Below are 22099 nucleotides of genomic sequence, written 5' to 3' on the forward strand. Positions count from 1 at the left end.
CGTCAGAAGGCGCCCAACTCTTCCACCACAGGCGGTTTCGACTGCCTAGAAGGAGACATCAATGGAACTGCAGCAGAGGGAGTCCACGTCGCGCTTTGCGTCGCCGTGGGTACAGCTGGTCTTCGGCGTCATCTGTATGGCGATGATTGCCAACATGCAGTACGGGTGGACGCTGTTCGTCAACCCGATCGATGACAAGTACCACTGGGGCCGCACCGCGATCCAGGTCGCGTTCACGATTTTCGTCGTGACCGAGACGTGGCTGGTGCCGATCGAAGGCTACCTGGTGGACAAGTACGGCCCGCGCCCTGTGGTCGTGGGTGGCGGTCTGCTTTGCGCCGTGGCCTGGGTGTTGAACTCGATGGCGTCGTCGTTGCCGATGCTGTACTTCGCGGCGGCCATCGGCGGTATCGGCGCGGGCGCGGTCTATGGCACCTGCGTGGGCAATGCGCTGAAGTGGTTCCCGAACCGGCGCGGACTGGCCGCGGGCATTACCGCGGCGGGGTTCGGTGCGGGTTCCGCGATGACGGTGGTGCCCATCGCCAACATGATCAAGTCGTCGGGCTACGAAGCCACGTTCCTGTGGTTCGGCCTGGGCCAGGGCCTGATCGTGTTCTTCCTGGGCATGGCCCTGTATCCGCCGTCGGCCAAGATCCTGAGCGAAGTCAAGTCGACCCTCAAGGCCGCCGCGACCTACAATGCCACGCCGCGCCAGGTGCTGAAGTCGCCGATCTTCTGGATCATGTACGCGATGTTCGTGATGATGGCCGCCGGGGGACTGATGGCTACCGCGCAGCTCGGTCCGATCGCCAAGGACTTCGGCCTGCATGATTCGCCGGTGTCGATCCTCGGCCTGACGCTGCCCGCGCTCACCTTCGCGCTGACCATCGACCGCGTGCTCAACGGCCTGACGCGTCCGTTCTTCGGCTGGATTTCGGACCACATCGGCCGCGAGCGCACCATGTTCTTCGCCTTCGCGGTGGAGGCGGTCGGCATCCTGCTGCTGTCCAAGTATGGCCACAACCCGGTGGCGTTCGTGGTGCTGACCGGCATCGTGTTCTTCGCCTGGGGCGAGATCTACAGCCTGTTCCCCGCGACTTGCGGCGACACCTTCGGGCCGAAGTTCGCCGCCACCAATGCCGGCCTGCTGTACACGGCCAAGGGCACGGCCGCGCTGCTGGTTCCGTTCTCCAGCGTGATCACGGCGGCGACGGGCGACTGGCATGCGGTGTTCGTGCTGGCCTCGGCCATGGCGGGCCTGTCCGCATTCCTCGCGCTGTTCGTCCTCAAGCCGATGCGCGAAGCGCATGCCCGCAAGCATGTGCATGCCAATACCGCGAGCCCGATGGGGTACCGCGCGGTACCGGAGGACCTGACCTGATGAAGAAAGCCGCACGGCGTGCCGCCGCCATCACCGTACACAGGCGGCGGCGCCGGTAGCACAATACGAGGAAGGAAAAGAGAAAGAGCGACAGGAAGGCTGCCCGCAAGGGCGCCTTCCTGAACGCCTTCATAGCGCCCGCAGGAGACACGCATTCCATGAACCAGGTTGTCATTCCCCTCGACGCCACCGGACTCGGGCGGCTGCGCAAGCGCCGCCAGCCCAAGGGCCGGCAGGTCGACGCCGCTGCACTGGCGGAGGTCCGGGCCGCGCTCGGCGACATGCCGCGCCGCCGCGACCTGCTGATCGAGCACCTGCACTGCATCCAGGACCGCTACGGCCAGCTGGCCATGCCGCATCTTGTCGCGCTGGCGCAGGAACTGGGGCTTGCCATGGCCGAGGTGTACGAGGTGGCCACGTTCTACCACCACTTCGACGTCGTCCGTGAAGACGCCGACGGGCGGATCGCGCCGCCGCCTTCGCTGACAGTGCGTGTGTGCGAAGGCATCGCCTGCGAGATGGCCGGTGCACAGTCGCTGCTGGACAAGCTCCCCGCGTTGCTTGGGACGGATGTGCGCGTGGTCGCAGCGCCCTGCATCGGCCGATGCGAGAAGGCGCCGGCTGCGCTGATCGGACAAAAGCCGCTGGACGGCGCCACGGTTGCCGCCGTGGAGGCCTGCGTGGCCGCCGGAACCATCCACGATGAATCCGTGGCGCAGACCGGCTATGCCGACTACCGCGCGGGCGGAGGCTACGCGCTGCTCGACGCGCTTGCGCAAGGCACGTTAGCTCCGGCTGCCGTGCTCTGCACGATGGAGGACTCCGGGCTGCGCGGCCTGGGTGGCGCGGGTTTCCCGGCCGGCCGCAAATGGCGCATCGTCGGCAACGAGCCCGCGCCGCGCCTGATGGCGGTGAATATCGACGAAGGCGAGCCCGGCACGTTCAAGGATCGCTTCTACCTGGAACGCGATCCGCACCGCTTCCTGGAAGGCATGCTGATTGCCGCGGCGGTGGTGCAGGTGTCGGCGATCTACATCTACCTGCGCGACGAATACGCGGGTTGCCGAGCCATCCTCGCTCGGGCGCTGCAGGAACTGCGTGACGATCCACCCGTGGCCGGCCTGCCGAAGATCGAACTGCGCCGCGGCGCGGGCGCCTATATCTGCGGCGAAGAGTCGGCCATGATCGAATCGATCGAAGGCAAGCGCGGCATGCCGCGCCTGCGCCCGCCGTACGTGGCGCAGGTGGGCCTGTTTGGCCGGCCCACGCTCGAACACAACTTTGAAACGCTCTACTGGGTGCGCGACATCCTGGAAAACGGCGCCGAATGGTTCGCCTCGCAGGGCAGGCATGGCCGCAAGGGGCTGCGCTCGTTCTCGGTGTCGGGGCGCGTGCACCGGCCCGGCGTGCACCTGGCACCGGCCGGCATCACGGTGCGCGAGCTGATCGACGAATACTGCGGCGGCATGCTCGATGGCCACAGTTTCTATGCCTACCTGCCCGGCGGCGCGTCGGGCGGCATCCTGCCTGCATCGATGGGCAATATCCCGCTGGATTTCGACACGCTGCAGCCGCATGGCTGCTTTATCGGCTCGGCGGCGATCGTGGTGCTGTCCAACCGCGACAGCGCCGTCGGCGCGGCGCGCAACCTGATGCATTTCTTCCGCCACGAGTCCTGCGGCCAATGCACGCCGTGCCGCGTGGGCACGGCCAAGGCATACGACCTGATCCGAGCGCCGCAATGGGACCTGCCCGCGCTGGAGGACTTGTCCGCCGTCATGCGCGATGCATCGATCTGCGGCCTCGGGCAGGCCGCGCCGAACCCGGTGGATTGCGTGATCCGCTATTTCCCTCATGAATTGCAGGCGGCGCCGCAGCGCCCGGAGGCACAGGCATGAATGCGCTGACGCGCGCCGAACGCGCGCTGGTCGAATCCTCCGAGCCTTCCGTCACGTTCACGCTGAACGGCCGTGAAGTGGCGGCACAGCCGGGCGAAAGCCTGCTGAAGGTGGCGCAGCGCGAAGGCTTTGACGTACCCCACCTCTGCTACAAGGACGGGCTGGAGGCCGCCGGCAATTGCCGGGCCTGCATGGTGGAGATCGAGGGCGAGCGGGTACTCGCGCCTTCGTGCTGCCGCTATCCGTCGCAGGGCATGACCGTGCAGACGGAGTCCGAGCGCGCGCGGCGCGCCCAGCGCACGGTGCTGGAGTTGCTGCAGTCGGACATGCCGGAAGGCGAATACACGCGGCACAACGAACTGGACCAGTGGTCCGCGCGCCTGGAAGTCGGCAAGCCGCGCTTCGCGCCGCGCGAGCGCGTGGCCGCGGATCTCTCGCATCCCGCCATCGCCGTCAACCTGGACGCCTGCATCCAGTGCACGCGCTGCGTGCGCGCCTGCCGCGACGAGCAGGTCAACGACGTAATCGGCCTGGCGCTGCGTGGCGACGCGGCGCGGATCGTCTTCGACATGGACGACCCGATGGGCGCGTCCACGTGCGTGGCCTGCGGCGAATGCGTGCAGGCTTGCCCGACGGGTGCGCTGATGCCCGCGCGCGACGCAGCGCTGGCGGTGCCGGACAAGCAGGTGGAGTCGGTGTGCCCATACTGCGGCGTGGGATGCCAGCTCACCTACAACGTCAAGGACAACCGCATCCTCTATGTCGAGGGGCGCGATGGCCCGGCCAACCACGCGCGCCTGTGCGTGAAAGGCCGCTATGGCTTCGACTACGTGCAGCATCCGCAGCGCCTGACCGTGCCGCTGATCCGGCGCGACGGCGTGCCCAAGCGCGGCGACTTCGTCATGGACCCGGATCACGTGATGGACGTGTTCCGCGAAGCGACCTGGGAAGAAGCGCTCGCGCGGGCCAGCGGCATGCTGGTGCAGATCCGCGACACGCACGGCAAGCGCGCGCTGGCCGGCTTCGGCTCGGCCAAGGGCAGCAATGAGGAGGCCTACCTGTTCCAGAAGCTCGTGCGCACGGGCTTCGGCAGCAACAACGTCGACCACTGCACGCGGCTGTGCCACGCGTCGTCGGTCGCGGCGCTGCTCGAAGGCATCGGTTCCGGCGCGGTGTCGAACCCGGTGATGGACGTGGACCGCGCCGAGGTCGTGATCGTGATCGGCGCCAACCCGACCGTGAACCACCCGGTGGCGGCAAGCTGGATCAAGAACGCGGTGAAGAACGGCACGAAGCTTATCGTGGCCGATCCGCGCCGCTCGGACCTGGCGCGCTTTGCCTGGCGTTTCCTGCAGTTCACGCCGGACGCGGATGTCGCGCTGCTCAACGCGATGATGCATGTGATCGTCACGGAAGGGCTGGTCAACCAGGACTTCATCGACAGCCGCACCATCGGCTTCGACGAACTGGAGCGCAACGTGGCTGCGTTCAGCCCCGAATTGATGGCGCCACTATGCGGCATCGATGCGCAGACCATCCGCGAAGTCGCGCGTGCCTATGCCACGTCGAAGGCCTCGATGATCCTGTGGGGCATGGGCGTGTCGCAGCACGTGCACGGCACCGACAACGCGCGCTGCCTGATTGCGCTGGCGCTGATGACGGGCCAGATCGGCCGTCCCGGCACCGGCCTGCATCCGCTGCGCGGCCAGAACAACGTGCAGGGTGCGTCCGATGCGGGCCTGATCCCGATGATGTACCCGGATTACCGCCGCGTGGACGATCCCGAGGCGATCGCAAGTTTCGAGAAACTGTGGGGCACGCCGCTCGACCATCAGCCGGGCCTGACCGTGGTCGAGATCATGGACGCGATCGGGCGCGGCGAGGTGCGCGGCATGTACATCATGGGCGAGAACCCGGCCATGTCCGACCCGGATGCCGAACATGCGCGCGAGGCGCTGGCCGCGCTGGACCACCTGGTGGTGCAGGACATCTTCCTGACCGAGACCGCATATCTGGCAGACGTCGTGCTGCCGGCATCGGCCTTCCCGGAAAAGACCGGCACCTTCACCAACACGGACCGCACCGTGCAGCTCGGGCGCCAGGCACTGTTGCCGCCGGGGCAGGCCAGGCAGGACCTGTGGATCATCCAGCAGATGGCGCAGGGCCTGGGTTTGGCGTGGCAGTACGGCAGCGTGGCCGACGTGTTCGACGAGATGCGCCACGCCATGCCGAGCATCGGCGGCGTGACATGGGACCGGTTGCAGGCGTCGGGCGCGGTGACCTATCCGTGCCGCGCCGAAGGCGATCCGGGCGAGCCGGTGATCTTCACCGACCGGTTCCCGACCGCTACCGGACGCGGCCGTTTTGTTCCGGCGGACATCGTTCCCGCGGACGAACGGCCCGACACGGACTATCCGATGGTGCTGATCACCGGACGCCAGCTTGAACACTGGCACACGGGCAGCATGACGCGGCGCGCGGGCGTGCTGGATGCCATCGAGCCGGATCCGGTGGCACTGGTGCATCCGCTCGACCTGGCCGATCTCGGCGGCCAGCCGGGCGATGTCGTCACGCTGGCCTCCCGGCGCGGACAGGTGTCGCTGTACGCGCGCGCCGATGCCGGCACGCCGCGCGGGGCCGTGTTCGTGCCGTTCTGCTACTACGAGGCGGCCATCAACAAGCTCACCAACGCTGCGCTGGACCCATTCGGCAAGATCCCCGAGTTCAAGTACTGCGCGATCAGGGTGACCCTTGGCGGGATGGCGCCCACGCAGTCGAGCTACGGCGGGGGCAGGGTATTGGGAGGCTGACAGGCGAGGCGGGTGGCCGCCTGTCAGCCCGCAGCATCAGTACTTGATGTCGCGGGCCGTCTGCCGGCCGCCCTGCTTGGTCTCGCGCTTGTCGTGGCGGCAGCTTGCGTTGCTCTTCTGGTTGGCCGCGCGGCAATCCTGCTTGGTATGCCGCGAGTCCTGGCGCGTATCTTGCCGCACGTCGCGTGCGTCGCGGCGTTGCTCCCCTTGCTCCGTGGCCCATGACATGCCCGACCATGCTGTCAGCGTGATTGCAACGGCCAGTGCGGTGAATCCGAAATTCCGTGCAGCCATGATGTGATTCCCCCTTGAAGGTCATTTCGCAAGCGAGTTTCCAATTTAGTGGATACCAGCAGTCCGTGGGACGGTTTCGCCGCAAATTTCGGCGCCGTGGGTTTCTGCGAGCTTGGCGCGAACGGACCGTAAATGTCATGATGGCGGAGTTTGCGCCGCCTTCAGCGGCACCCTGGTCGGCGTAACCAAGTAACCGGGACGCCGGTCCAGGCACATCCGGGGGGAGAGATGACTATGCAGAGCAGGGAAACGCGGGGCATGTCCCGCGAGCGGCTTGCCCGCGTCGAACGCTTCATCGACGAATCCTATATCGCGACCGGCAAGCTGCCCGGCGCGCTGATCCAGGTCTGGCGGCGCGGCGAACTGGCGCTGAACTCGGTGCTGGGCCTCGCCGACCGCGAGCGGCAGGTGCCGCTGGCGCAGGATTCGATCTTCCGCATCTACTCGATGACCAAGCCGGTGACGTCGGTGGCGGTCATGATGCTGGTCGAGGAATGCAAGATCGCGCTGGATGATCCGGTCAGCAAATACATTCCGGCGTGGGAAAACCTCGGCGTCCATGCGGGCGGCTTCATGGAAAGCTTCCAGACGCGTGCGCCGGCACGGCCGATGCTGGTGGTCGACCTGCTGCGGCACACCTCGGGCCTGACCTACGGCTTCCAGCAGAACACCAACGTCGACGCCGCGTATCGCAAGCTGAAGCTCGGCGAACTGGCCACCGACGGCACGCTCGACGAGATGATCGAGAAGCTCGCCACACTGCCGCTCGAATTCTCGCCGGGCGAGGCGTGGAATTACTCCGTATCGACCGACGTGCTCGGCTACCTGGTCGGCAAGGTTAGCGGCATGCCGTTCGAGGCCTTCCTGAAGCAGCGCATCTTCGATCCGCTCGGCATGGTCGACACGGATTTCCATGTGCCGGAAGACAAGGCATCGCGCTTCTGCGCGTGCTACGCGGTTGGTGTTCTCGGTTCGAAAGTCGTGTCGAAAAAGGGACCGATGCTGCAGGACGACCCCCAGACGAGTCCTTATCTCAAGCCGCCTAGTTTTATCTCGGGCGGCGGCGGGCTGGTGTCGACGGCCGCGGACTACATGCGCTTCGCGCGCATGCTGCTGCAAGGCGGCGAACTCGACGGCGTGCGGCTGCTGGCGCCGAAGACGCTGAAGCTGATGACCGCCAACCACCTGCCCGGCGGCGTGGACCTGCCAGCCCTGTCACGCTCGATGTTCAGCGAGGCCACGTATGACGGGGTGGGCTTCGGGCTCGGTTTTGCCACCACGGTGCGGCCCGAATCCACGCTGATTCCCGGTAGCGCGGGTGATTTCTTCTGGGGTGGTGCCGCCAGCACTTTCTTCTGGGTCGATCCGCAGGAGGAACTGATCGGTCTCTTTCTGACCCAGCTTCTGCCTTCTTCGGCCTATCCCGTGCGACGTCAACTGCGCACGCTGGTCTACAGCGCCATCACGGAAGCGGGGCCTGCGGCGCGTTGAGCGCGAGCCGTCGCGGGCAGAGTCTAAAATGTCGATATGTGACACCGGCCGGGACGGCTGGTGTCAGGGCTTTGACACGAAAGAATCGGACACGTTGACATGAGGAAGACAAGGACCCTGATCATCGCGATCATCCTCGCCGCGGCCACCCCGCTCGCGCAGGCGAGCCTGTCCGGGGATGCCCATGCATTCAAGGACAACGTCAAGGCGGCTGGCAAGAAGGGCGGGCATGCCGTGCGCGATGCAACATTCGCGATCGGCCGCGGCGTGAAGTCAGGTGCGCATGCAGTCGGCGATGCGACCAAGCACGGATTTCACGCGACCAAGCGCGCGGTGACGGGGCACGATTAGGGGCTTGCCCGATGTGGCAGGCTGCTTGCCGGGCTTGAATTGCCATCCGCGTTCAGCGGCAGCGTGCCGCTGGCCCGAGCAAGGTCACCTTCGGGCGCTTGCAGGCACCTTGGCTCCCAGCACCTTTTCCGTGCACCGCTCGTCACGCGTTTCAGAGGCCTTCCAGGGCGCAAGAATCAGAACGCGCCTGGGATCGATCACGTAGTAGGAAAAGCTGTCCGGACAGGCGCTGCCAGCGCAGGCACTGGCAATCAACAGCTTGTCTCCCGTCCCTGTCGGCACGCATGCAATGGCGTTCTGGTCGGACAAGGGATCGCGCAAAGCGGTTCCAGCAACTGGAATCCGATGCGGCGGGAAAGGATGGCCTGCGGCTGCTCGGCGAGCGCTTCATGGTGATCCGGCAGGCCATGGGCGTGCCGAAGTCGCGTGGCGAGCGCGCGGCGGTTTTTCTCGCTGGCTTTGTCGAAGCGATGAAGGCGACCGGTGTGGTGGCCGGTGCGCTGGCGCGGCACGGCATCCAGGGGCGACTGTAGCGCCCGCGGAAGGCCGGGAAGGATAGATTTCAGGGTTTTGGCCCGGGTCTTGCTAAAGTTCGGTGCCGACGTTCGGTCATCTTCGACTGATATCCTGACGGACGCTCCCTGACTGAAACCTTCCGAAAGACCGACGAATATGGACCACGCCCTGCGCGCCAGCCTTGCCAACGAACTGCACGCAAGACCTTTCCTGCGCTTGTCAGGCTCCGTCGCGCTCGCTCACCTGGCGATCTATGCGGCGGACGATGCCGCCGTACATGAGCAGTTGCTGACGGCGTTGTGCGAACTGACCGGCATGCCGCCGCCCGAGCCGGGCAGTACCCACTATGCCGCGCAATGGAATGGCGAGCGCCAGCTGAAGTGGGAACGCCACACGGAATTCTCGACCTACACGTTCGTGGCCACCCGGCATGACACCGATTACTTCTCCGGGCTGGCCACCGAACACATTCCACCGGCCTGGTTCGAGCTGATCGCGGGCAAGCGTTTCGTCGCGATCCGCATGGAACTGGTGTCCGGCGAGAATGCCCCGGTTGCACGTCATGACTACCGGCAGTGGATAGACGGCCCGATCAAGGTCGGCAGCCGCGTGCTGGGCAACGGCGAAGTCTATTGCGACTGGACCATCAAGCCCGATGGCTTTTCGCGCTTCCTGGTCATCGACGAGGGCTTCCGCGAGGCGCAGGGCGGACGCCTGCTGCAGCGGCTGTACGAGATCGAGACCTATCGCATGATGGCCCTGCTGGCGCTGCCCGCCGCGCGCGAACTGGGCCGTTCGCTCAACGTGCTGCAGCGCTCGCTGGCCGGACTGATGCACCGCATGGACTCCGCGCCGGACGACAAGGTGGACGCCAACCTGCTGCAGGAACTCACGCACCTGGCCGTGCGCGGCGAGGCGCTGGCGGAGTCGAGCCACCGCTTCAGCGCGAGCCGCGCCTACGAACGGCTGGTGATGGCGCGCATCCAGGAACTGCGCGAGGAACGCATCGAGGGCATCCCGACCATCGCCGAATTCATGGAGCGCCGCTTCACGCCGGCCATGGACACGTGCCGCGCCAGCGCGAACCGCCTGGAGCAGTTCACGACGCGCGTCGCGCGCGCGGTCGACCTGCTGCGCACGCGCGTCAGCCTCGCACAGGAAGGCAATACCATGCGGCTGCTGGCGGGGATGGATCGCACCGCGCGCACACAGCTTCACCTGCAGCACGCGGTGGAAGGGCTGTCCGTGGCGGCGATTTCCTACTATGTGCTCTCGCTGACGGCGGTCGGCCTGCGCTCGCTGCACGCGCTGCACCTGGGCATGGACCCCGAACTGGTCGAGGGCCTGCTGATCGTGCCGGTCGTGCTGCTGGTGTTCATGGTGATCCGGCGCACCAAGCGGTCAAACGGGGCCGGGCACCATGGCGCGCAAAGCGCCGGCTGAATCGCGTCCTTCCGGCGGGCTCGTCAGTCCGCCGTGATCTTGCCCACCTCGATCACCTTCTTCCAGCGCGCGAACTCCGACGCCTGGAACGCGGTGAACTGCTCCGGCGTATTGGCGACGATCTCGAAGCCTACTTCGAGCAGCCTGGCCTTGACCGCCGGGTCATTGAGCGCCGCGACCGTGGCGCTATGCAGCTTGGCCTTGACCTCCGGCGGCAATCCCTTGGGCGCCGCCACGGCCTGCCACGAGTAGACCGTCACGCCCTTGATGCCGGACTCGTCCATGGTGGGCACATCGGGCAGGATCGGCGAGCGCGCGCTGCTCGTGATCGCCAGCGCGCGCAGCTTGCCCGCCTTGATGTGCGGCACCGCCGTGTTGATGTTCATGAACGTCGCATCGACCTGTCCGCCGAGCAGGTCATTCATCGCGGGCGCGCCGCCCTTGTACGGCACATGGATGCCCGTCGTGCCGGTTTGCTGCCAGAACAGCTCGGCCGTGAGATGGTCGCTGGTACCGTTGCCGGCGGACGCGAACGTCAGCTTGTCCGGATTGGCCTTCTCGTAGGCGACGACATCCTGGATCGTCTTGAAGCGCGAATTCGCCGGCACGGCCAGCACGTTCGGCGCCTGCACCGCGACGCTGACGTAGTCGAAGTCCTTGAGCGGATCGTAGCCCGCGTTCTTCGTCAGGTGCGGGCCGATCACGAACGGTCCGAGCGACGAGACGAACACGGTGTAGCCATCGGCCGGCGCGCGCTTGACCGCGGCGGCGCCGATCATGCCGGCCGCGCCGGGCCGGTTGTCGACCACAAAGCTGCCGCCGAACTGCGCCTGGTACTTCGCGCTCAGGATGCGCGCCACGTTGTCAGTCGAGCCGCCAGCGGGGAAGGGCACTACCAGCGTGACCGGCTTCTCGGGCCACGCAGCCTGCGCCCCCGTCATGGCGAGGGTCATCAGTGCGGATGCAATCAGCTTCTTCATGTCTTGTCTCCTTGTCTCTCTTGCTCTCTTGTGTGGGAGGCCGGCGGAATGCGGTGGGCGATGTCAGGCCTGCTCGCCAAATACAGCCTGCTCGCGTGTCCAGGCGCGCGCCTGTTCGCTGATGGTGATGCCCAGGCCCGGCCGGGTCGGCACGATGATGCGCCCGTCGCGGATGTCCAGCCGTTCGTTGAACAACGGTTCGAGCCAGTCGAAGTGCTCGACCCACGGTTCGCGGGGGTAAGCCGCGGCAAGGTGTACGTGCAGCTCCATCGCGAAATGCGGCGCGATCATCAGGCCCGCATGCTCGGCCAGTGCGCAGACCTTGAGGAACGGCGTGATGCCGCCGACGCGAGGCGCATCGGGCATCAGGTAGTCGGCGGCGCGATGCCGGATCAGGTCCCAGTGCTCGGCCGCGCTGGTCAGCATTTCGCCGGTGGCGATCGGCGTGTCGAATTGCGTCGCGAGCGCGGCATGGCCTTCGTGGTCGTAGGCGTCCAGCGGTTCCTCGATCCAGACGAGGTTGAAGGACTCGAACGTGCGGCACATGCGCTGCGCGGTCGGACGGTCCCATTGCTGGTTGGCATCGACCATGATCGGCACCGCATCGCCCAGACGCTCGCGCACCGCGGCCACGCGCTGGATGTCGAGCGCGCCATTGGGCTGGCCGACCTTCAGCTTGATCCCACCGATGCCGCGCTCGACCGATGCCGCCGCATTGACCAGCAACTGGTCCAGCGGCGTGTGCAGGAAACCGCCGGACGTGTTGTAGCAGCGCACGGCGTCGCGATGGGCGCCCAGCAGCTTGGCCAGCGACAAGCCCGCACGCCTGGCCTTCAGGTCCCAGAGCGCGACGTCGAATGCGCCGATGGCCTGCGTCGACAGGCCGCTGCGGCCGACCGACGCGCCCGCCCAGCAGAGCTTGTCCCACAGCCGCGCGATATCGCTCGGGTCTTCGCCGATCAGCGCCGGGGCGATCTCGCGGGCATGGGCGAACTGGCCGGGGCCGCCGGCGCGCTTGGCATAGCTGAAGCCGATGCCTTCGTGGCCGTCGCGCGTCCGTATCTCGGCAAAGAGGATAGCCACCTCGGTCATCGGCTTCTGGCGGCCGGTCAGGACCTTGGCATCGCTGATCGGCGTGGCCAGCGGCAGGTAGCACGAGGAAAGCCGGATCGAGGCGATGGCGTCGGCGGATTGAGCGGTGCAGTTCGTCATGGATGCAGGCAACAAGGGAGAGAGGTCAGTTTCCATTCGTCAAATGACAACGTTATCATTTCAGGGCGAAGGGGCTGATATAATCCATATGTCATTCCTATGCGCGGTTGAGGCTTCTATATCTTTGGATAGCTAGTGCGACCGTCGCGGGAATGGAGGAAATGCTAACGTTGTCATTCCCGATCGTCAATCGCCTTGGCGCGTATCGCCGGTAGCGATTTACCCTGATTCAGGATCCGCATGTCGAATTCCAATGGGCCGAAATCCGTGACGCTGCATGATGTTGCGCGCGAGGCCGGCGTCTCGTTGATCACCGCGTCGCGCGCGCTCGGCAACCCCGGCATGGTGTCGGAAAAGACCATCGCGCGGGTACAGAAGGCGGTCGAGACAACGGGCTATATCCCCAACCTGCTGGCGGGCGGGCTCAAGTCGAAGCGCAGCCTGATGGTGGCGGCGCTGGTGCCGAACATCGCGGTCGCGCAGTTCCTGCCCACGGTCAAGGCGCTGACCGATGCGCTTGACGCGGCCGGCTACCAGTTGATTCTCGGTCAGACAGGCTACGACCACGCGCGCGAAGCGGCACTGCTTGGCACCATGATCAGCCGCCGACCGGACGGAATCGCCTTGATCGGGCTGGTCCACTCGCAGGCGTCGCGCGAGCGCCTGCGGCGCGCCGGCATCCCGGTCGTCGAAATGTGGGATCTCAGCGACCGGCCGGTCGACATGGTGGTCGGGTTCTCGCACCTCAAGGTGGGCAGCGCCATCGCGGGATACTTTTTGGGCAAGGGGTGGCGCCGCCTGGGCATCGCGACCGGCGACGATCATCGCGCGTCGGTACGGCGCGAGGGCCTGGTCTCGACGGTAGGGCATGACGTCCCGACCGTCGTTGTCCCGGCGCCGAGCAGCCTGGCCCTCGGCCGCCGGGCATTGGCCGACCTGCTGGCAAAGGACCCGACGATCGAGGCGATCTATTGCAGTTCCGACCAGCTGGCGCAGGGCGTCATGGTCGAGGCGCTGGCGTGCGGGCTGCGCATTCCTGAAGACCTGGCGATCTGCGGCTTTGGCGATGCCGATTTCGCGGCGCACCTGAACCCGTCGCTGACGACGGTGCAGGTCGATGGCGCCGCCATCGGGGCGCGGGCGGCGCGGTTGCTGCTGGACCGCTGCCGCGGCGAGTCAGTGGCCGAGCCGATTGTCGATGTCGGGTTTCGCATCGTCGAACGCGGCTCGACATGAGGGACGCCTGATTCAGGCGGTCACTCGGCCTTGATCCCGAGGTCGCGGATCAGCTTCGCATAGCGCGCGGTATCGTGCGCAATCAGCGATGCAAAGGCCTCTGGCGTGCTGGTCGCCGGGACCGCGCCCTGGTCGGCCAGCATCTGTTTCACCTTCGGGTCGGCCAGTGCCGTGCGCACGTCCTGCGAGATCTTGCCGACGAGCGCGGGCGGCGTGCCCGCCGGCGCGAGCAGGCCGATCCACGACACCGCTTCATAACCGGCCAGGCCGGCTTCGGCCACGGTCGGCACGTTGGGCATGGCGGCCGCACGCTTGTCGCCGGTGACGGCCACGGCCTTGAGCTTGCCGCCCTTGATCATGCCCATGGTTTCGTACAGCGTCGCGAACGTGTAGTTCACATGGCCGGCCATCACATCGGACACGGCCGGACCGCCGCCCTTGTATGCCACGTGCAGCATCTCCACGCCGGCCTGGCGCGCGAACATGGCCCCGGCCAGATGCATCGAGCTGCCGCTGCCGGAACTGCTGTACGTAACCTTGCCCGGCTCGCGCTTGCCCGCCGCAATCGCCTGCGGCACGGTGGCCGCGGGGTTGCCGGGAGCGGTCACCATGATCTGCGGCAGTTCGGCCACCAGCGATACCGGCGCGAAGCTCTTGACCGTGTCATAGGACGACTTGTACAGCGACGGGTTGATCGCATGCGTGCCGACATTGCCCATCAGCAGCGTATAGCCGTCCGGCTTCGCACGGGCCACGTAGTCGCTGCCGATCTGGCCGGCGGCGCCGGGCTTGTTTTCGATGACGACGGCCTTGCCCCACATCTCGGTCAGGCGCTGCGCCAGCAGGCGTGCACCGGTGTCGGTGCCGCCGCCGGGCGGGAAGGGCACGACGATGGTCACCGGCTTCTCGGGAAAGGCGCCACCGGCCTGCGCGGACTGCGGCGCCAGGGTGACGAGTGTGGCTACGGCCAGCAGGCCCAGCGCCGGGAGGACAGCACGAACGGAATTGGCAGAAACAGACGGAATGGGCGAGAGGGCCGAGGCCGGGAATGCGCGGGTTTGCATGGTGTCTCCTGATCTTGTCACGGCGTTCTGTGGCGCCTGTTCAATGTGGAAAAGAGGTCGGGGCGCGGCTTATGCCAGCACCGTGGTCGGCGGACGCTCGCCCGCCAGGCAGGCGCGCAGGTTGGCGAGCACGATCTCGCCCATGGCATCGCGCGTCTCCCAGGTGGCGCTGGCGCGGTGTGGCTGGATGACGACGTTGTCCATGCCGAGCAGCGCGGTCGGCACGGCCGGCTCGTCGAAGAAGACGTCGAGTCCGGCACCGGCGATGCGGCCCGTTTCCAGCGCGCGCACCAGTTCCGGCTCGTCGACGAGCCGTCCACGCGCCACGTTGATCAGCACGCCGTCTGGCCCCAGCGCATCGAGCACGGCGGCATCGACCACCGGCTTCGCGCCGTCGGCGGACGCCGCCAGCACCAGCGCATCGCAATGGGTGGCCAGCGAGACGATGTCCGGCAGGAACGTGTACGGCACGTCGGGCTGCTCGCGCAGGTCGGTGTACGACAACGGGCAGCCAAACGCCGCCGCGCGCACGGCGATCGCACGGCCCACGCGGCCCAGGCCGACGATACCGATGCGCTTGCCGCTGAAGCGCCGCGCGAGCGACAGGGACGACTTACCCCACTGGCCGGCACGCACGTAGCGCTCGGCTTCGGTCAGGCGGCGGTACACCGAAATCAGCAGGCCGAGGGCCTGGTCGGCGACATCTGCGGTCAGCACGTCCGGCGTGGTGGTGACGTGGATGCCGCGCTCGCGGGCATACGACAGGTCGACCGCGTCGGTGCCGACGCCCGACACCGCGACGATCTTCAACGCCGGCAGCCGGCGCATCACCGATTCCTTCAGGCCGAGCGAGCCGCCGGTAACGACTGCCTCGATGCGCGGCCCGATTTCGTCGAGCAGCGCGTCGGGCGAAGGCGTGCCATACAGGCGGTGGATCTCATAGGCTGCCTGGAGGCCGGCTTCAAGGCTCGGGACGACGGGTTGGGTCAGCAGGATGGCGGGTTTCACTGGCGGGCATCTCGGCAGGTTGTCGATTTGCCCGAGTATAGAAACGCGATCGTTGCCTGTCTAAGCTATAGTTTGCATTGATCAATCCAACTTCTGGCATGATGCAATGATCCCGGACCTGAACCAGTTGCGCTGCTTTATCGCCGTGGGCGAGGAGTTGCATTTCGGCCGCGCGGCGACGCGGCTCTTCATGACGCAATCGCCGCTGAGCCGGCAGATCCGCATGCTGGAGGAGTCGCTCGGCGTGCGGCTGTTCGACCGCAACAGCCGCGTGGTGCGGCTGACCGCGGCGGGCACGGCATTGCTCGACGATGCGCGGCGCCTGCTGTCCCTGGCGGGCCATGCGGTGGACGTGGCGCGGCGGATCGACCGCGGCGCCAGCGGCAAGGTGCGCATCGGCTTCACCGCCGTGGCGGGCTACGATCTCGTGCCGAAGCTGATCGCCAGGGCCGGTGAAGCCTTGCCCGAGATCGAGGTGACCTTGCATGAGATGGTGTCGGTCGCGCAGATCGACGCGTTGCGCACGGGCACCATCGATATCGGCTTCCTGCGCCTGCTCGGCGACATGGAGCCCGACCTGCAGTGCCGGCCGGCGGTCAGCGAGCCGCTGCTGCTTGCCGTGCATGCGACGCACGCGCTGGCGGCGCGCGAGCGCATCGCGGGGGCCGATCTGGCGGGGCAGCGGTTCATCCAGTATTCCGCCACGGAGGGCAAGTACTTCCACGACCTGATCGGCGCCGTGCTGGCCGGCACCGGCCGGCCCCCGCGCGTGGTGCAGCAGATGAGCCAGACCCATAGCGTGCTCGCGCTGGTGCGCGCGGGACTGGGGGTGGCACTGGTGCCGGCGTCGGCGCAGCATCTGCATTTTCCCGACGTGGTGTTCCGGCCGATCTGGCGCGATGATGTGCGGGCCGAGGTGCATCTGGTCTGGCGAGATGCCAACCACAATCCGGCGTGTCCGGTGTTCGCGGCATTTGCCGCGGCCTATCTGTCGGAGTCCGAGGGCCATGTCCGGGGCAATCCGTAGACTCCTGGGCGGATGGCGCCGGGGCGTCGCGTCGCGGGTCCGGCGGCCCGAATTGCAGCCCGGATGCCCCATCAACGATGTTGACGGCGTACCATCGCCCATGGGCCGGCCGTCCGGAGCTTCTTTTCGCTTTGCGCGGGCACCCACAGTGCTGTGTCTCACGTTTGCAGGGGCTCCCACCATGCAAGTTCGGCTGACCTTGAGAAACACGCTGCACATTGTCGTGCTCGGCTATTGCCTGCTGCTGGTGTGGATGTATGTGCGCCAGGACCGCTTCATCTACTTCCCGGTCACGAGCGAGGCGTCCTCGTGGCGGGAGCAGGTTGCGCATGCCGGCGCCCAGATCATTCCAGGCGTGAACGCGATAGTCGTGGAGCCGCCAGTCGTTGACGCATCGACGAAAACAGCCCTTTTCTTCCACGGGAACGACGGCAATGCGCTTGAGCGGCTCAGCCTCGCCAAGATCTTCAACAACCGCGGGTACCGCCTGGTTCTGGCCGAGTATCCCGGGTTTGGCCCCAACCCCGGAAATCCGTCGCAGGCCACGATCGTTCCCGCTGCGTTGGCGTTGATGGGCGAGGTGTCCCGGCGTTGGCCCGGCCCGGTGACGCTGGTGGGCGAGTCCCTGGGGAGTGGCGTGGCGGCGCAGGTGGCCGCCGCCATGCCCGCCAGCATAGAAGAGCTGGTGCTCATCACGCCGTTCCACAGCCTGCGCGAGACCGCGGCTCGGATCATGTGGTTTATCCCGGTCGGCCTGCTATTGAAATCCCCGTTTGATTCCGCCACCGCGCTCAGGCAATACCATGGGCGTTCGTCGGTACTGGTCGCTGGCCACGACGAGCTGGTTGGCGCTCAGGCGGGACTCGCACTGCAGAAAGAACTCGCCGGGCACGGGCCGTCCACCTTGCTGGTGTTGCCAAAGGCGACACACGACAGCTGGATATCCGGCATTACGGAGGCCGACTGGGACCAGTTGCTGTGCTCCCGCCGCGATCGGCCCCGGGCCGCCAGCCTGGGCGGTCGTCAGGCCGACTGGTCGCGCAAGGACGCCTGCGCCTCGGCCTCGGTCTCGTAGACATAGGGCGCCAGCCCGCGGCGTGCGAGCGTGTCGCCGAGCTTGGCGCGCATGAAGGCGCTGGTGGTGAAGCGGGTGACGCCCATATAAAAGCGCTGCACCATTTCATCGATCATTTCCACGTAGGCATCCTCCACCCCGCGGTCAAGCACGAAACCCTCGTAGTTGACGACGGTATAGACCCTGTGGCCCAGCGGCTCGCAGACGCGGCATACCTGCGCGCGGATCGCGGCGATGTCCTCGGCGCGCTTCACCTCGAGCTGCTCGAAGTTCAGGAACAGGATGTTCTTGTCCGGATCGTAGTCGACGCGTGCTTCCAGCGGCAGGCGCAACACGTCCGCGCGCAGTCCCATCGGCTCGGGGCTGAAGATCCGCGCATCCATCAGGGCAGGGGAGCGCACGATCGGCGTGAAAGCCATTTTTGCAAGGATGTCGCGCTCCAGGTCGACGCCGGGCGCAATCTCGATGAGTTCCAGGCCCTGCGCGGTCAGCTCGAATACGCAACGCTCGGTGATATAGAGCACCGGCTTCCCGGACGCGGCTGCATGCGGGCCTGAGAACGTGCGATGTTCGACTTCCTCGACGAACTTCCTGGCGCTGCCATCGCGATGAATCTGCAGCTTGCCATCGACCACCGCGATCTCGCTGCCGCCTGCCATGAAGGTGCCGACAAAAACCACCTTCTTCGCATTCTGGCTGATGTTGATAAAGCCCCCGGCGCCGGCCAGGCGCGGCCCGAACCTGGATACGTTCAGGTTGCCCAGGCGATCGGCCTGCGCCAGCCCCAGGAAGGCGAGATCGAGGCCGCCGCCGTCGTAGAAATCGAACTGGTAGGGCTGGTCGATGATTGCGTCCGGATTGGTCGCCGCGCCAAAGTTGAGCCCTCCGGCAGGGATGCCGCCAATCACGCCAGGCTCCGCGGTGAGCGTCATCAGGTCGAGGATCCTTTCCTCGTTGGCGATGCTCGAAATGCCTTCCGGCATGCCGATGCCGAGGTTTACCACGCTGTTCGGCTTGAGTTCCATGGCGGCGCGTCGCGCGATGATCTTGCGCTCGCTCATCGGCATCGGCGCCACGCTGCTCACCGGCACGCGGACCTCGCCTGAAAATGCCGGATTGTAGGGCGTGGAAAAGGTCTGCTGGTGGTTTTCGGGCTGCGCCAGCACCACGCAGTCCACCAGCACGCCGGGTATCTTCACCTGGCGCGGATTGAGCGAGCCGCGTTCGGCGATGCGCTCCACCTGCACGATCACCAGGCCGCCGCAGTTGTGCGCGGCCATGGCAATCGCCAGGGCTTCGAGCGTCAGGGCTTCGCGCTCCATGGTGATATTGCCGTCCGGATCAGCCGTGGTGCCGCGCACGATTGCCACGTTGATCGGGAAGGCCTTGTAGAAAAGGTAGTCCTGGTCACCGATGCGCATCAGTTCGACCAGGTCCTCGGTGGTGCGCTCGTTCAGCTTGCCGCCGCCATAGCGGGGATCGACGAAGGTACCGAGCCCGACGCGCGAGAGGTGTCCCGGTTTTCCGGCCGCGATATCGCGGAACAGATGGGTAATCACGCCTTGCGGCAGGTTGTAGGCCTCGATCTGGTTGCCGACCGCGAGCTGCTGCAGCTTTGGCACCAGGCCCCAGTGCCCGCCGATGACGCGCTTCACCAGGCCGGGCTGCGCCAGATGGTTCAGGCCCCGGTCCTTGCCGTCGCCTTGCCCCGCGGCGTAAACCAGCGTCAGGTTGCGGGGCTTGGCCATGCTGACCGGGGCCTCGTCATCCTGCGCGAGGCAGAGCGCTTCGATGGCGATGGCGATTTCTTCCGCAAAGCCAATCCCGACGAAGCCGCCGGTCGCCACGGTGTCGCCATCGCGAATCAGGCGTACGGCTTCGCGTGCCGAAACCAGTTTGCCATTCTCGCGCGAGTGGACGGCCAGCGATGCACGGATCGGGCTTCCTTGCGTGCTCATGTTCTTCCTTTGCGAAAATTTGGAATACCCGTCAAAGGAACGCCTTGCGCAGATCGGCGCTGCAGCGTTCGCGGATTGCATGCCATTCTGCTCCAGCCAATGCGCTGCCTCAAGATGAGCCACGGGGATCCGGCACATCTTCTGAGTGGTGGGAGGATAGGAAAAGGGACATGTCGACGCGATCGGCATGTCCCTTCTTTATCCTGAAATCCGCCTGGTCACTTCCCGGTCTTGGCTTTGTTTGGCGAAGAACCCGGGGTTGGAGGGTGGGCAACCAGTGAGGTCCGGAGCACCGGACCAGGGTTCATGGCTTGCGTCTTGTCTGGAGCAGGTTCGTGGGTGGCCTGACCGTTGTCGTATCCGGTCGAGCAAGCTTCCAGGTAGCCGGGCGGGAATTTCTGTTCCGGCGTTGCCGCCGGCTCGCCATGTGCGGCAGCGCAGAATGTCAGTGCGCCAATGGCAAGAACATGGCGCCAGGTTGTGCGCAGAACGGGATCAGGATTCATCAGCGGCTCCGTATCGGTGGCGGCAGACTGCGAGTCCCTAGCCCACTCTCGCAGAAGCCATCGCGCTCGTTGCCTGGTTGACCGTGAATGACTGAGTTGGCTAGCTTTCGGCCATTACCCGACATCCGGTCCGACGGAGCGTCGGTTATTCACCGCGCACCTCGGTTCTGTAGGAATTCGGGTTGCTCGTAAGCTTATGAAATCGTTCTGAACGCCGCGTCATCGGAAGCGATGACGGACAAGACCAATAACAAAAAAACCTGCGCGGAATGTTGCAGCGCAGGCCTTAGCCCACCACCGCCGCCAAACCCGACCGCCAAACGCCACCGCTGAAGCGGGCATAGTCGGATAAGCATTTCTTCGAGGGGGGCAATCACAAACCGTCTTGGGACTTGGCATGCCCTTTGCGTAAGGGTGCGCGAACGCTACTTTCAACCTGCCGGCACTAAAGCGGCAGCATCAGACCACCGCATTCTTCGTGGCCATGGTCCGCAGTGAATCCGAGATAGGGCACCCAATGAAGAAAAAGGTGATTGCCGCTGTTGACACACACCCAGTAGTCACAATCGTGCGGTGGGGAATACGCGAGACAGGCTCTGGCCGAAAGCATTTCGTGGGGTACTGCCTTGAAGACCAGGAGTACAGGGTGAGCACTGCGATTGAGTCTTTCAACCGCCGTACGGGAATCGGTGTGACTGCCAGTGGGCGCCGATACTTGCTGGTAGGATCGCCGTGCGTCGATAGCGAGTCCAGACGGACATGGCAGGAACTGGCCGTACCGCGTGGAATTGGCGAGTCCAAAGACGTCAGCATCGAGTTCACGACCACATAAGCGCTCAAGTTGGCTGACGACCCTCGCTTGCTGCATTGACGCTGGGTCTTGATGGGATGGCGGGACAAATTTTGCCACTCGTCGATCCAGGAAGTGACAAGATTTGTCACCACCTCTGCGCCCTGGCTCCGAAGTAGCACTTCTGCCGATGAGCTTTCGCTCAGCAGCCTTCCTTTTGTCATCGGTTCCGATGACGCGACGCCTGGAATGATTTTCTACGCTTGAGAGCGCACGGCTGCCAGGCGAACGTCCGTCGCCCATGTGGTCGCCCTGATCTGCCGTTTATCTGGAGCCGCCTGCCGGGCACATTCAGGCGGCATTGCTCGCGGGACACGGGAGGGTATTACCATGAACAGGATCGCTTGCGTGGCACTGCTGACCATTTCGTTGAGCGGTTGCGGCGGCACGATAACCGGTGGCACGGCAATTGGCGGCACGGCAACCGGTGGCACGGATACCAGTACGCCGGGGAAGACCTACCGGCTGGCCAATTCGTGTGTGACGCTCGACGGGACAAGGGTCAAGGATAGGGCGGTGTTCGAGAATCACTGTCCATTCCGTGTGTTCGTGGAGTGGTTCGACCAGGGCAATTGCATGACTGGCTGTGGCGCTGGCCCGATCGCTCCCGGCAGGAGGGAAATCGTCACGCTCAAGAAGGCTTCCGCGGAATGGGCGGCGTGCGAGAGCCCCGGCAACATCAAGGCCGGAAACGGCAACGTCGCCTGGAACGGCGGAACGTTCCGTTGCGAGGGCTAGGCACCATGCGGTTGCCGGAGTCTTCCGGCGCGACGATTACCAGCGCTATGTCGCCGAAGCCAAAAAGCTCTTCCCAGGGCAGGTTCTGGTCGCCAATGCGGCGCGCCGCGCAGCAGGAGATCGCCGCCGAAGGCCTTGGTGCCTCGACGCACTGTTTTCCAAACTCGCTCTTAGGTGATAGTGCTTAGCGCCTCCCCCCGGCGCCTCTGCTACGCTACGCCAGCCGCACCACAATGCGGCCAATCACCAGAACATAGCCTG

The 22099-nt window shown here is 65.8% G+C and carries 17 protein-coding genes and 1 pseudogene; 11 read left to right on the forward strand and 7 right to left on the reverse strand.

All coding sequences use genetic code 11. The annotated features are described in order from the left end of the window. Positions 1–61: 61 nt before the first annotated feature. The 3 genes from oxlT to fdhF all read left to right on the forward strand — a co-directional run bounded on the left by oxlT (position 62) and on the right by fdhF (position 6089). Positions 62–1381: an oxalate/formate MFS antiporter gene (gene oxlT, locus ACIGJC_RS20010; protein ID WP_483713880.1), complete on the forward strand. Its 1320-nt coding sequence runs from the start codon at positions 62–64 to the stop codon at positions 1379–1381. Positions 1382–1539: 158 nt separating this feature from the next. Then, positions 1540–3279, forward strand: coding sequence for an NADH-ubiquinone oxidoreductase-F iron-sulfur binding region domain-containing protein (locus tag ACIGJC_RS20015; protein ID WP_483713881.1), 1740 nt, complete (start codon positions 1540–1542; stop codon positions 3277–3279). Continuing rightward, entirely contained in the window at positions 3276–6089 is a 2814-nt protein-coding gene (fdhF, locus tag ACIGJC_RS20020) for a formate dehydrogenase subunit alpha (protein WP_483713883.1), read from the forward strand. Before ACIGJC_RS20015 ends, fdhF begins: the two co-directional genes overlap by 4 nt. Before the next feature lie 36 nt (positions 6090–6125). On the opposite strand, the gene ACIGJC_RS20025 is transcribed toward fdhF, so the two are convergent. Next, positions 6126–6383, reverse strand: coding sequence for a hypothetical protein (locus ACIGJC_RS20025; RefSeq protein ID WP_483713884.1), 258 nt, complete (start codon positions 6381–6383; stop codon positions 6126–6128). A gap of 228 nt (positions 6384–6611) precedes the next feature. Between ACIGJC_RS20025 and ACIGJC_RS20030 the strand changes: the two genes are divergently transcribed. The 4 genes and pseudogenes from ACIGJC_RS20030 to ACIGJC_RS20045 all read left to right on the forward strand — a co-directional run bounded on the left by ACIGJC_RS20030 (position 6612) and on the right by ACIGJC_RS20045 (position 10184). Next, positions 6612–7874, forward strand: a complete 1263-nt coding sequence (locus ACIGJC_RS20030; protein WP_483713886.1) for a serine hydrolase domain-containing protein — start codon at positions 6612–6614, stop codon at positions 7872–7874. Between the two features lie 99 nt (positions 7875–7973). Continuing rightward, positions 7974–8225 (forward strand): hypothetical protein, encoded by a 252-nt coding sequence (locus ACIGJC_RS20035; RefSeq protein ID WP_483713887.1) that lies wholly within the window; start codon positions 7974–7976, stop codon positions 8223–8225. Positions 8226–8554: 329 nt separating this feature from the next. After that, positions 8555–8784, forward strand: a pseudogene (locus ACIGJC_RS20040) (ABC transporter substrate-binding protein); the annotation flags it as partial. Between the two features lie 113 nt (positions 8785–8897). After that, entirely contained in the window at positions 8898–10184 is a 1287-nt protein-coding gene (locus tag ACIGJC_RS20045; RefSeq protein WP_483713888.1) for a DUF3422 family protein, read from the forward strand. A 23-nt stretch (positions 10185–10207) separates the two neighbouring features. On the opposite strand, the gene ACIGJC_RS20050 is transcribed toward ACIGJC_RS20045, so the two are convergent. Both ACIGJC_RS20050 and ACIGJC_RS20055 read right to left on the reverse strand, forming a co-directional pair. After that, positions 10208–11164, reverse strand: coding sequence for a Bug family tripartite tricarboxylate transporter substrate binding protein (locus ACIGJC_RS20050; protein WP_483713889.1), 957 nt, complete (start codon positions 11162–11164; stop codon positions 10208–10210). Between the two features lie 63 nt (positions 11165–11227). Then, a complete protein-coding gene (locus ACIGJC_RS20055) occupies positions 11228–12376 on the reverse strand; it encodes an L-talarate/galactarate dehydratase (RefSeq protein ID WP_483713890.1) in 1149 nt (382 codons plus the stop codon). 240 nt (positions 12377–12616) lie between these two features. Here ACIGJC_RS20055 and ACIGJC_RS20060 point away from each other — a divergent pair, with 240 nt between their 5' ends. Next, the gene (locus ACIGJC_RS20060) at positions 12617–13612 is read left to right on the forward strand and encodes a LacI family DNA-binding transcriptional regulator (RefSeq protein ID WP_483713891.1); all 996 of its coding nucleotides are present in this window, start codon (positions 12617–12619) and stop codon (positions 13610–13612) included. 20 nt (positions 13613–13632) lie between these two features. On the opposite strand, the gene ACIGJC_RS20065 is transcribed toward ACIGJC_RS20060, so the two are convergent. Further along, complete coding sequence (locus tag ACIGJC_RS20065; protein ID WP_483713892.1) at positions 13633–14676, reverse strand: Bug family tripartite tricarboxylate transporter substrate binding protein; 1044 nt, start codon at positions 14674–14676, stop codon at positions 13633–13635. A 69-nt stretch (positions 14677–14745) separates the two neighbouring features. Continuing rightward, positions 14746–15684: a 2-hydroxyacid dehydrogenase gene (locus tag ACIGJC_RS20070; RefSeq protein ID WP_483713894.1), complete on the reverse strand. Its 939-nt coding sequence runs from the start codon at positions 15682–15684 to the stop codon at positions 14746–14748. 106 nt (positions 15685–15790) lie between these two features. Here ACIGJC_RS20070 and ACIGJC_RS20075 point away from each other — a divergent pair, with 106 nt between their 5' ends. Both ACIGJC_RS20075 and ACIGJC_RS20080 read left to right on the forward strand, forming a co-directional pair. Further along, the gene (locus ACIGJC_RS20075; protein ID WP_483713895.1) at positions 15791–16711 is read left to right on the forward strand and encodes a LysR family transcriptional regulator; all 921 of its coding nucleotides are present in this window, start codon (positions 15791–15793) and stop codon (positions 16709–16711) included. 181 nt (positions 16712–16892) lie between these two features. Further along, complete coding sequence (locus tag ACIGJC_RS20080; RefSeq protein WP_483713896.1) at positions 16893–17786, forward strand: alpha/beta fold hydrolase; 894 nt, start codon at positions 16893–16895, stop codon at positions 17784–17786. On the opposite strand, the gene ACIGJC_RS20085 is transcribed toward ACIGJC_RS20080, so the two are convergent. Both ACIGJC_RS20085 and ACIGJC_RS20090 read right to left on the reverse strand, forming a co-directional pair. After that, entirely contained in the window at positions 17735–19744 is a 2010-nt protein-coding gene (locus ACIGJC_RS20085) for an acyl CoA:acetate/3-ketoacid CoA transferase (RefSeq protein WP_483713897.1), read from the reverse strand. The genes ACIGJC_RS20080 and ACIGJC_RS20085 overlap by 52 nt on opposite strands. A 218-nt stretch (positions 19745–19962) precedes the next feature. Then, positions 19963–20250 (reverse strand): hypothetical protein, encoded by a 288-nt coding sequence (locus tag ACIGJC_RS20090; protein ID WP_483713898.1) that lies wholly within the window; start codon positions 20248–20250, stop codon positions 19963–19965. A 1198-nt stretch (positions 20251–21448) separates the two neighbouring features. On the opposite strand from ACIGJC_RS20090, the gene ACIGJC_RS20095 reads away from it, so the two are divergent. Next, positions 21449–21838 carry a hypothetical protein gene (locus tag ACIGJC_RS20095; RefSeq protein ID WP_483713899.1) on the forward strand — a complete coding sequence of 130 codons (390 nt, stop codon included), beginning with the start codon at positions 21449–21451 and terminating at the stop codon, positions 21836–21838. The last annotated feature ends 261 nt before the right edge of the window (positions 21839–22099 follow it).

It is taken from the genome of Cupriavidus sp. C3SS-1, assembly GCF_057073755.1.

Bases quoted from the DNA above. Each gene is read 5' to 3' on its own strand.
- oxlT (WP_483713880.1), top strand. From the start codon at position 62: ATGGAACTGCAGCAGAGGGAGTCCACGTCGCGCTTTGCGTCGCCGTGG.
- ACIGJC_RS20015 (WP_483713881.1), top strand. From the start codon at position 1,540: ATGAACCAGGTTGTCATTCCCCTCGACGCCACCGGACTCGGGCGGCTG.
- fdhF (WP_483713883.1), top strand. From the start codon at position 3,276: ATGAATGCGCTGACGCGCGCCGAACGCGCGCTGGTCGAATCCTCCGAG.
- ACIGJC_RS20025 (WP_483713884.1), bottom strand. From the start codon at position 6,383: ATGGCTGCACGGAATTTCGGATTCACCGCACTGGCCGTTGCAATCACG.
- ACIGJC_RS20030 (WP_483713886.1), top strand. From the start codon at position 6,612: ATGACTATGCAGAGCAGGGAAACGCGGGGCATGTCCCGCGAGCGGCTT.
- ACIGJC_RS20035 (WP_483713887.1), top strand. From the start codon at position 7,974: ATGAGGAAGACAAGGACCCTGATCATCGCGATCATCCTCGCCGCGGCC.
- ACIGJC_RS20045 (WP_483713888.1), top strand. From the start codon at position 8,898: ATGGACCACGCCCTGCGCGCCAGCCTTGCCAACGAACTGCACGCAAGA.
- ACIGJC_RS20050 (WP_483713889.1), bottom strand. From the start codon at position 11,164: ATGAAGAAGCTGATTGCATCCGCACTGATGACCCTCGCCATGACGGGG.
- ACIGJC_RS20055 (WP_483713890.1), bottom strand. From the start codon at position 12,376: ATGACGAACTGCACCGCTCAATCCGCCGACGCCATCGCCTCGATCCGG.
- ACIGJC_RS20060 (WP_483713891.1), top strand. From the start codon at position 12,617: ATGTCGAATTCCAATGGGCCGAAATCCGTGACGCTGCATGATGTTGCG.
- ACIGJC_RS20065 (WP_483713892.1), bottom strand. From the start codon at position 14,676: ATGCAAACCCGCGCATTCCCGGCCTCGGCCCTCTCGCCCATTCCGTCT.
- ACIGJC_RS20075 (WP_483713895.1), top strand. From the start codon at position 15,791: ATGATCCCGGACCTGAACCAGTTGCGCTGCTTTATCGCCGTGGGCGAG.
- ACIGJC_RS20080 (WP_483713896.1), top strand. From the start codon at position 16,893: ATGCAAGTTCGGCTGACCTTGAGAAACACGCTGCACATTGTCGTGCTC.
- ACIGJC_RS20085 (WP_483713897.1), bottom strand. From the start codon at position 19,744: ATGAGCACGCAAGGAAGCCCGATCCGTGCATCGCTGGCCGTCCACTCG.
- ACIGJC_RS20090 (WP_483713898.1), bottom strand. From the start codon at position 20,250: ATGAATCCTGATCCCGTTCTGCGCACAACCTGGCGCCATGTTCTTGCC.